The sequence below is a fragment of the Streptomyces sp. NPDC021622 genome, assembly GCF_040640795.1.
Classification (GTDB): domain Bacteria; phylum Actinomycetota; class Actinomycetes; order Streptomycetales; family Streptomycetaceae; genus Streptomyces.
Map to the genome: position 1 here is coordinate 579,303 of NZ_JBFACK010000002.1, position 7,674 is coordinate 586,976.

Genomic DNA, 7,674 nt, shown 5'->3' on the forward strand with positions numbered 1-7,674 from the left:
TGCCGCTGCCCTGCTGTCGCTGTCCTGCTGTCACGCCAGTCGGCGGCCGACGAGATCGAAGCCGTCGCGCTGCTCGTGACGGTTCAACAGCTCACGGGTCATCTCCTCGTGTGCCGCGTCGGCTCCGGGTACCGGCGCGAGCCGCAGCCGGACGGCAAGCCGGCCGAGTACGCCGGTGAGCCAGCCGGGGTCGCGCAGGAAGGCACCTGCCTTGTCGGTGTTGTGCCGCCAGACGCCGACGCAGGCGGCCGCCGCGAGCAGTACGGCGTAGCGCTCGGCGAGCTCGAAGCTGACGGGTCCGGCCAGCGGCGTGCGATCACGTGGCGCCAATTCGCCGCACCGGGCGGCCAGTTCGCGCAGCTCGGCGGTGAACCGGCCGAGCAGGGGGCCGAGGACGGGCTCGCCGCGCAGCTCGGCCTCTGCGGCGAGCAGGGTCGCGATCAGCGGGTCCTTGCGGCCTGCGGTGATGGCCAGGCGGCCGAAGTCCAGGTCGGGCAGCGGGCCGTCGAGGTCGAAAAGGCCGGCAGGCGCCGGGACGTCGTCGGACAGCCAGGCGCGGCGGGCGAGCCGGGGCAGCTGGGGGATGATCGTCGCCAGGCAGACAGTGCCGCCCGCGTGCACCAGCGAGGCCACCGGCAGATCGCGCAGATGCTTCTGGAAGACCGCGTGCGGGCCCTCGCGCAGGAACGAGCGCGCCCCGAGGACCACCGCGAGGGAGTCCACCGCGTCCCGCATCAGCAGCGGCACGAGGAACTTCACGGCGGCCGCGTACACACTGGTCTGCTCGGGCAGCAGATGCAGCGCCCTGCACACGGTCGTGGCGAGGCAGTCGGCGGCGAGCAGGTCCAGGAAGACGCCGGTCAGGACCGATCGGGCGTGCGGGATCTCGACGACGGTACGGCGGTACAGGCGCCGCTCCGTCACGAAGTCGAGGACGGTGCGCAGCTGTTGGTCGAGGGTGCCCACGGCCGCGCCGGGCAGCACGGCCCTGGTCACCTGGAAGGCGCGCAGTACGGTCTCCATCGCCTCACCGAGGTCGCCGGTGACGGTGTCGACGGGCAGCGGGCAGTCGCGGAACTCAAGGCCGCCCAGGTACATGGCGCGCACACCGCTGGTGCGGTAGCGGGGCAGGAAGCGCAGCCGGTCACGGGGTGCCGTGGCGGAATCCATGAGCACCAGGGAGTGGCTGCGGCTGCCGGGGGCTTCGCTGGTGCGGGCCAGGACGGTCACCGCCTCGGCGCGCGCGATGTTGTTGATGATCTCCTTGCGGCCGTTGAGAACGAGCTCACGGCCGCGCACCTCGGCGCGGAAGCCGGTGCGGGTCACGTCGTTGCCGGTCGACATGTCGGTGTACGCGGCGGCGATACGGCCGTTGCGCAGCAGGACGTCGGCCAGCCACCGGCGTTGGTCCGGTCGCCCCGCGGCCCACACGTTCACCGAGCCGACCAGGTTGCTTGCTCCGTGCCCGAGGCCCAGGGCGACGTCGCGGCGGAACAACGGGCGCAGCACACGCGCCAGTTCGTCGGCGCGGGTGAGTCGCCCGCCGAGGTCGCCCGGCACGAACTCCGCGCCCAGGCCGTAGGCGTCCAGGGCACGTTCGCCGGTCGCCAGGAGGTCGCCGCGCTCGTCGGCAGCGATGAGGGCGGCGAAGCCGAGCGGGTTGTCCGGGTCGTCGGGGTCGCCGAGGAGGGCTTCCAGCGGCGCAGGATCGTGCAGCCGGGAGTGGACCGAAGCCGCAGCGGGCGGGCGGGGAATCGTGGTCACGCGCTCACCTTCAGCGGGTGGTGGAGGAGTGAGGGCAGCTGCCCGGACTCGTGCTGGGCGATCAGGGTCGGCACCAACCGCTCCAGGACGTCGTCGGTGGCGTCGGGCAAGGAGGTGCCGAGGTGGTCGAGGACCCGGGCGAGCGCGGCCTCCAGCCAGCGGCCGTCCTGCCACAGCTCGGCCGCGTGCCCGGCGTCCGCCGCAGCGTCGGCGACGGCCTGCCGGTTGCGCAGCCACAGGTGGACGGCCGCCGATGCGGCGAAGCACCAGGCGTAGCGCTCGGCGAGGGTGAACGCGGACGCCGGTACGTCGACGGCGGTCGGCCGGTAGCCGTCCAGTTCGGTGGCGAGGCCTTCGGCGGCGGCAAGGACACCCTCGGCGCGGCGCGCCACCGCGGCGGGCAGCTCGCCCCGCGCGGCGAGCGCGGACAGCTCCTCCACACCCGGCGCCAGTGCCTGGACGACGCTGCAGCCGGTGCGCGGCAGCAGGGACAGGCTGTCGCGGTCGAAGTCGGGCAGCTCGGCGCCGAGCGTGGTGGCGGCCGCGAGTCCCGTCTCGTCGACGGTGCCGCGCCGCCACTGCCGGGCGAGGAGCGGGAACAGGTTGATCAGGGCGTGCAGGTTGACCACGGTGTTGCCGTCGAAGATGCCGACGATCCGGTGGTCGCGTTGCAGCTTCTGGAACCGGCCGTGTTCGTAGGTGTCCCCCACCAGCAGGGAGCGCGCCCCGAGCACGGTGGAAAGGCGGGCGACGACCCGGTCGACGAGGGTCGGCACAAAGTACTTGGTGACGGCGGACACGGTGGCAAGTTCGCCGGTGAGGGTGTGCAGGGTACGGCCGGCGACGAGGGTCGTCGCCTCGGCGAGCAGCACGTCGGCGTACGACTGGGCCAGCAGCCTGCGCGTCTGTGGCAGGTCGGCGAGCCGGTCGCCGTAGGCGTGCCGGTCGAGGGCGTAGCCGGTGGCCAGCGTCAGGGCGTGGTCGGCGGCGCCCAGGGACAGGGCGGCGCACAGCGTCCGGGTCAGCTGCAGGCTCTTCAGGACGATTTCGCTGCCCTCGCCCTCGGCGCCGACCAGCGCGGCCTCCGGGATCTTGGCGTCGGTGAAGGCGATCCCGCTGATGTCGGCGCCCCGGATGCCGTGCAGCCTCACCTGCGGCAGCGGCCGGTACGCGCTCCGGTCGAGGCGCTGTTTGTCGACCATCAGCAGGCTGAAGCCGCGCGGCCCTTCGGTGTCCTTGGTACGGGCGAGGACACAGATCAGCTGGCCCCGGTTGGCGTTGTTGATCAGCCACTTCTCGCCGTCGAGCCGGTAGTGGCCGCCGTCCCGGCGCGCGGTCACCTCACCGGCGAGCAGGTCGCTGCCGTGGTCCCGCTCGGTAAGACCCCAGGACACCACGGCCCCGTCGGCCACCCGCGCCGCGGTCTCCCGGATCTGCCGGGCGTCGCCGCCGACCCAGACGGAGACGGCGCCGAGGAAGGTCTTGCCGTGGGCGACGGCGACGGTCAGATCACGCCGGGCGACCGCCCGCATCAGCTGCAGCACCTGCTCGTAGGAGCGCAGTTCGCCGCCGTGCAGGTAGGGGACGTACTGCCGGTGCAGGCCCATCAGGTCCAGTTCCCGGCAGATCTCCAGCGGGAACTCCTCGCGGTCGTCAAGGGCCCCGCAGCGGGCGTACGAGAACAGCCGGCCCTCGTCTGCGGGGTCGCCCAGGCGCCGGTCGAGTTCGGCGGCGGCGAGATAGGGGGCGTGTCTCACGCGGACCGTCCAGGAGCCTGGGCGGCCAGTGCCGCTCCCCGGAACTCACGAAGCAGCGGGGCGTCGAGGTCTTCGTAAAGACCCGGCAGTGAGCCGTCCGTGAACAACTCCCGCATGTGGGAGCGCCGGATCTTGCCGCTGGTGGTGCGGCGGACCTGGCCAGGCCGCAGGAAGACCACGCCGCCGACGCGGATGCCGACGCGCTCGGCCAGCGCACCGCGCACGGCGCGGGCCAGCTCGGGCAGGTCCGCGGCAGAGGACCCGCGCGGGCGCATCTCCTGCATCACGACGACCCGTTCACCGTCGGCGGTGACCGAGCAGACGCTGCCCGCGAGCCCCTGGAACGCCTCGTGCAGGTCCTGGACCTCGCGCTCCAGGTCGTGCGGGTAGAGGTTGCGGCCGTTGACGACGAGCATCTCCTTGACCCGGCCGGTGACGAAGAGTTCGCCGTCGCGCAGGGCTCCGGTGTCGCCGGTGCGCAGGTAAGGTCCTTCGCCCTCGGCGGTGCGGGCGCGGAAGATCCGTTCGGTGGCCTCGGGGTTGCGCCAGTAGCCGTCGGCGACGCTGTCGCCGCGTACCCAGATCTCACCGACCCGGCCGTCGGGCAGCGTACGCCCGGTGTCGGCGTCGACGATCCGCACGGTCATGTCGTTGACGCGGCCGCTGCTGACAAGACGGGCACCCTCGGCGTCGGCGGGCAGGGCGCGGAGCTCCTTGCGGGCCAGGGCGTCGGCGTCGACGGTCGCGAGGACCGGGGCACGGTCGGGGCCCGTACCGGTGACGAGGAGGGTCGTCTCGGCCATGCCGTAGCAGGGGTTGAAGGCGTCGAGGCGAAAGCCCGCCGATGCGAAGCGTTCGGCGAAGTTCAGCAGGGTGCGGGCGCTGACGGGTTCGGAGCCGTTGCCCGCGTTGCGCACCCGGGACAGGTCCACGCCGGCGAGCTGGTCGTCGGTGACGCGGCGTACGCACAGGTCGTAGGCGAAGTTCGGGGCGACGGTGGTGGTGATGCGATACGTGTCGAGCAGCCGCAGCCACAGGTGCGGGCGGCGCAGGAAGTCCATGGGCGACATCAGGACCGTGGTCGCGCCCAGGTGCAGCGGCAGCAACAGCTTGCCCATGAGGCCCATGTCGTGGTGCTGCGGCAGCCAACTGCCTATCCGGGACCCGGAGTCGAGGCCGAAGGCGTGGGTCATCTCGCCCACGTTGTGGGCGAGCGAGCCGTGGGTGACCCGCACGCCCTTGGGGTCGCTGGTCGAGCCGGACGTGTACTGCAGGATGACGAGGGTGGCGGCGTCAAGCACCGGAACCCTCCAGCCGGGCGCCTCGGCCAGGTCGAGGGTGTCGGTGGCGACGCAGGGCACGTCCTCGGCGTCGGCCTCCGCCAGGAAGGCGGTGATGGGGGCGAGTTCACCGGACGTGGTGAGCACGAGCCGGACGTCGGCGTCCCGCACGATCCCGGCGGACCGGGTGTCGTGGCCGCGCTGCTGCCCCGGCATCGGGGACGGCACGGCCACCACACCGGCGTACATGCAGCCGATGAGCACCTTCACGAACTCCAGGCCTGTGCCGTACAGGAGCATCACCCGGTCACCGGCCATGCACCGCCCGCGCAGCCAGGCGGCGACCTTGCGGGCCTCGCGGTCGAGTGCGCCGTACGTCAGGGTCTCCTCGACGGGCCTGCCGTCGGGGTGCCGGACGAAGACCACGGCCGGCTGGTCCGGAATGTCCCGTGCGTGTGCCTCGAGCCGGCCGACGAGGTGGTCGGGGCTCGTGGCGTGGTCGGGGCTCACGAGGGCGTCGTGGTCGTCGCTCATGTGCGCGGACGGCCTTTCTGTGATGCGGTCGGTGGTCACGCGCCGTGCTCCGCGGCGGCCCCGGCCGTCCGGCCGACGGCCGCGCGCAGGCGCAGGTCGGCCCGGAGGTGGCCGGTGAGGTGGGCGAGCAGTTCGGGTTCCTGCTGCTCCAGGTAGAAGTGGTCGCCGGGGAAGACCCGCATCTCGAAGCCGGCCGTGGTGGTCTGCGACCAGGCGCGGACGTCCTCGATCGCGCAGTCCTCGTCCTGGTCACCGACGTAGGCCACCACCGGGCAGCGGGTCTTGGCGGCCGGGTCCGGGCGGTACGTCTCCACAAGGCGGTAGTCGGCCTTGATGACGGGCAGCACCATCTCCAGGAGGGCGGGGTCATCGATCTCCGCAAGGGAGGACGAGCCCAACTGCCGGATCTCGGCGAGGAATTCGGCGTCGTCCCGGCTGTGCAGGTCGGTGCGCTCGCGACGGTGCGGGGCATCGGCTCCGGACACGAAGAGCCTCAGCGGGCGCACCCCGTGGCGGGCGTCAAGGAGCCGGGTCACCTCGTGGGCGACGACCGCGCCCATGCTGTGCCCGAACAGGGCGATCGGCGTGTCGAGAAGCGGCTTGAGCGCCTGCGCGACCCCGTCGGCGAGTTCTCCGATCGAGTCGGCGAAGGGCTCGGCGAACCGGTCCTGCCGACCGGGGTAGCAGGTGGCAAGGAGCTCGACGTCCTCGGGCAGGCGGCGGGCCCACGTCCGGTAGGCGGTCGGCGAACCGCCGGCGTGCGGGAGGCACACCAGGCGCAGCCGGGGTGCGGTGGTCGCTCGGTAGCGGCGGAACCACCTGTCCGCTGACTCGGTCATCACAGTCCTTCCGGAACGCCGGGCGGCGCTTTTGCCTGCAAGGGATCGGGGGTGGGTACCGCACGCCGACGCACCGCCCCGCGGGCGGGGCGTACGGGCCCGGCCCACACGCTGCCGCCCGCATCTATATGCGGCCCATATCGCTTCTGCACAGCGGCTGCGGACGCCTGACGCACCGTCTACGGGACGGGTGTGTCGGCGGGTTGGCGGCCACGTCCCTCCGCGCGTGCGACGGGGCTCACGGCGGCCGTCACGGTAAGCAGCAGGACGACGACGCCGACGCCGACGCCCGTGGCGGTGAGACCGGCGCGGTCGAGGAGCCAGCCGCCGCCGAGGGCACCGATGGCGCTCGCGACGGAGGACAGGGCGCCGGTGGCGCCGTTGACCCGGCCCTGCAGTGCGTCGGGGGTGACGCGCATCTGGTAGATGCCGCCGGCGACGTTGAAGAGGCTCGCCACGAAGGAGATGCCCGCCAGGGTGCCGATGAGGACGAGAGGACTGCGCGCAAGGACCGACAGCGGCACGAGCACGGTCCAGACGGCGAAACCGGTCACCACCGTCCGGTACAGGCTCGCCCTGCGCAGCCACCAGGACGCGCACAGGGCGCCCAGGACGCCACCGATGCCGCCCGCGCCGACGACGACGCCGACGACTGCGGGCGAGTGGCCGCCGTCGTGGACGATCACCATCACCGACAGGAGCAGCACTTGGAAGACCAGGTTGCTGCCGGCGAAGATCCCCACCATCGTGCGCAGGAACCGCCGTTGCCACACCCAGCGGACACCCGCGGTGACTTCGGCGCGCAGCGGCTCCCTGGGGCCGGGCGCCTGCTCGGCCGTGAAGCGCCGTCGGATGAAGAGCAGCAGGACGAGGGCGACCAGGGCGGCCAGCGCGTTGGCGGCGAAGGGGAGCCAGCGGGCGAGCGTGAACAGGGCGCTGCCGCCGGGCTGTCCGAGCAGGCCGATGGCCGCGCCGCGCGCCTCGTTCTGGGAGAGCGCGGCCGGCAGTTGTCCGGGGCTCACCACATGCCGGACGGTGGCCCGTTCGGACAGCTGGTAGACGATCGTCACGGACGCCAGGAGGAACGCGGCGGCCATCAGGTGCGGCAGCCAGAACCGACCGGCCACCTCGGTGGCGGCGACACTGCTGACGACCAGCACGCCCACCACGTCGCAGCCGATCATCAGCTTCCGGCGGTCGAGTCGGTCGACCAGCGCCCCGGAGGGCAGCTGGACGAGGAAGCCGGGCAGCGCCGCCGCGAAGGTCACCAGACCCGTCGCGGCGGCCGATCCGGTGTGCCACAGGACCAGCAGCGGGAACGCCGCCATGGTCAGTGACGTACCGAGCCGTGAGACACCGGCGCTCACCCACAGCCGGATGAAGTCGGCGTTGCGGCGGAGGGGGACGGGAGGCGATGTCACGGTGTCCGCGGCATCCGCGGCAGCCGGGGCAGCCGGGGCAGCCGCGGAGGGCGGGACGGTCTCGGACACTTCGAGGCGC

5 protein-coding genes are annotated in these 7,674 nt (G+C 72.8%); all 5 read right to left on the reverse strand.

Features of this window, described 5'->3' with window-relative positions; genetic code table 11:
- Positions 1–30: 30 nt before the first annotated feature.
- The 5 genes from AB0G47_RS07055 to AB0G47_RS07075 all read right to left on the reverse strand — a co-directional run bounded on the left by AB0G47_RS07055 (position 31) and on the right by AB0G47_RS07075 (position 7,664).
- Positions 31–1,764 carry an acyl-CoA dehydrogenase gene (locus AB0G47_RS07055; RefSeq protein WP_360764871.1) on the reverse strand — a complete coding sequence of 578 codons (1,734 nt, stop codon included), beginning with the start codon at positions 1,762–1,764 and terminating at the stop codon, positions 31–33.
- Positions 1,761–3,521: an acyl-CoA dehydrogenase gene (locus AB0G47_RS07060; RefSeq protein ID WP_360764874.1), complete on the reverse strand. Its 1,761-nt coding sequence runs from the start codon at positions 3,519–3,521 to the stop codon at positions 1,761–1,763. The genes AB0G47_RS07055 and AB0G47_RS07060 overlap by 4 nt, the downstream gene beginning before the upstream one ends.
- Positions 3,518–5,374: a fatty acyl-AMP ligase gene (locus AB0G47_RS07065; protein WP_360764877.1), complete on the reverse strand. Its 1,857-nt coding sequence runs from the start codon at positions 5,372–5,374 to the stop codon at positions 3,518–3,520. Before AB0G47_RS07065 ends, AB0G47_RS07060 begins: the two co-directional genes overlap by 4 nt.
- Complete coding sequence (locus AB0G47_RS07070) at positions 5,371–6,174, reverse strand: alpha/beta fold hydrolase (RefSeq protein ID WP_360764880.1); 804 nt, start codon at positions 6,172–6,174, stop codon at positions 5,371–5,373. Before AB0G47_RS07070 ends, AB0G47_RS07065 begins: the two co-directional genes overlap by 4 nt.
- 179 nt (positions 6,175–6,353) lie before the next feature.
- Positions 6,354–7,664 carry an MFS transporter gene (locus tag AB0G47_RS07075; protein ID WP_360764883.1) on the reverse strand — a complete coding sequence of 437 codons (1,311 nt, stop codon included), beginning with the start codon at positions 7,662–7,664 and terminating at the stop codon, positions 6,354–6,356.
- Between the last annotated feature and the right edge of the window lie 10 nt (positions 7,665–7,674).

Bases quoted from the DNA above. Each gene is read 5' to 3' on its own strand.
- AB0G47_RS07070 (WP_360764880.1), bottom strand. From the start codon at position 6,174: ATGACCGAGTCAGCGGACAGGTGGTTCCGCCGCTACCGAGCGACCACC.